3 protein-coding genes are annotated in these 1,610 nt (G+C 59.5%); 2 read left to right on the top strand and 1 reads right to left on the bottom strand.

What is annotated here, in order from left to right; genetic code table 11:
* Nucleotides 1–108 precede the first annotated feature (108 nt).
* A complete protein-coding gene (locus NA645_RS20080) occupies nucleotides 109–330 on the bottom strand; it encodes a hypothetical protein (RefSeq protein WP_256050414.1) in 222 nt (73 codons plus the stop codon).
* 219 nt (nucleotides 331–549) lie between these two features.
* Between NA645_RS20080 and NA645_RS20075 the strand changes: the two genes are divergently transcribed.
* Nucleotides 550–1,068 (top strand): hypothetical protein, encoded by a 519-nt coding sequence (locus tag NA645_RS20075; RefSeq protein ID WP_256050413.1) that lies wholly within the window; start codon nucleotides 550–552, stop codon nucleotides 1,066–1,068.
* Between the two features lie 9 nt (nucleotides 1,069–1,077).
* Nucleotides 1,078–1,518: a DUF421 domain-containing protein gene (locus NA645_RS20070; protein WP_256050412.1), complete on the top strand. Its 441-nt coding sequence runs from the start codon at nucleotides 1,078–1,080 to the stop codon at nucleotides 1,516–1,518.
* The last annotated feature ends 92 nt before the right edge of the window (nucleotides 1,519–1,610 follow it).

Below are 1,610 nucleotides of genomic sequence, written 5' to 3'. Positions count from 1 at the left end.
GGAGGGTGTGAAGAATGGCCCTGAGCATTTGCTCGGCATGGTCACGTAACCTACCTGAGGCCATCGTCGTGGTTGCTGGCGTGATGGTTCGGCGAAGACTTCCCAGGCCTATAAAATCGATTCGAGGCGGTGGCACGGCTGATGATGCCGACGCAGGTTCCCGTAGGGTTCGGAGATCAGTGAGTCATCGGCCTGGTTTGCCTCCCCCCAGACAGCAGAAAGCCCGTCGAAGCGGGCTTTCTCTGACCATTTCAATTCCTTCTGATTGCCTTCCCGGCTTGGCCGATCTTCCTTGATCCCGAGCGCGTCCTGCGCTTCAGAGATGGGCATAGATTAAGCACTCCAGAGCGCCGGCTAAAGCGGCAATGAGCACGACGGTTTGTAAGCCTTTCGCTATACCCGCTTGTAACGAGCATGCACCCGCCCCGCTTGATCCTCGACATTGCGCCGTGTCACAACGTTGCTCCGATGCCCGAGCGCGCGCCCTGATGAACTTCGCTATGGGGGCAGGCTCTACCGTTTAGCCTCCGCCATCAAAGACTTGTACCTATGTCTTCCGAATTGTCCGAGCAAGACGAGTTCCACGATCGGGACTACCCCATCCAGGAAGACATGCGTTTCCAGGAAAAGCTCTGGAAGCTTGAGCGCGCGGGTTGGATCGGCTTGTCGCTGCTCGTCGCGATCACATTGTTGGGCGTGTTCGGCACCGGGCCGCTAAGCCAGACGGATGCCCAAACGTCCAACGGTGATCTGGAGATTCAATATGAACGCTTCGAGCGAAACGGCGCAGCCAGCCAGCTGCAGGTAAAAGCCCGCGCCGGGGCCGACAGGCAGATCTGGCTGGCCATCGATGGCGCATTGCTGGAGCGCTTTACCGTCGAGAGCATTCATCCGCAACCCCTTACTGCCGAGGCTTTCGGCAATGGCATGCGGCTGCAATTTCAGCCCGATGCCCAGGGCTGGGCGACGGCTTACTTCTCGCTGCGCCCCGACGGCATAGGTCCGGCGCGAAGCGTGGCGCGGCTGAACGGGCAGTCCGTTACGCTCAACCAGTTCATCTACCCCTAGGAAGACTCCATGGATTCCGTACTTCGTGCCGCAGCTATTTATCTGGTGGTGCTGGTGGTCTTTCGGCTGGCCGGCAGGCGCACGCTTTCCGAGCTGACCACCTTCGATTTCGTCTTGCTGCTGATCATCGGCGAGGCCACGCAGCAGGCGTTGCTGGGCGATGACTTCTCGATCGTCAATGCGATGGTGGTGATCGTTTCGCTGGTGGTCTTCGACATCGGCCTGTCGCTGTTGAAGAACCAGTCGCGATGGATCGCCAAGTTGATCGATGGCGAGCCCATGATAATCGTCGAGGACGGCCAGGTACTCGAACGCCGAGTGCGCAAAGCCCGCATCGGCGAAAGCGACATCCTCGAAGCGGCCCGGCATTCGCAGGGCCTGGAACGGATCGATCAGATCAAGTTCGCGATCTTGGAGAAAGACGGCAAGATCTCGATCATTCCTCGCTAAGGCCATACCCGCGACCCGAAGCGCGCCGGATTTTGCTATAGACGCTGTCGTAGCGAGGCTGCAAGCGACGCCAGCCGCACCCGCAGTTTCCG

Origin of the sequence: Stutzerimonas stutzeri (assembly GCF_024448955.1) — a bacterium.
Classification (GTDB): Bacteria; Pseudomonadota; Gammaproteobacteria; order Pseudomonadales; family Pseudomonadaceae; genus Stutzerimonas; species Stutzerimonas stutzeri_AQ.
This window is presented reverse-complemented; position numbering and strand designations above follow the sequence as displayed.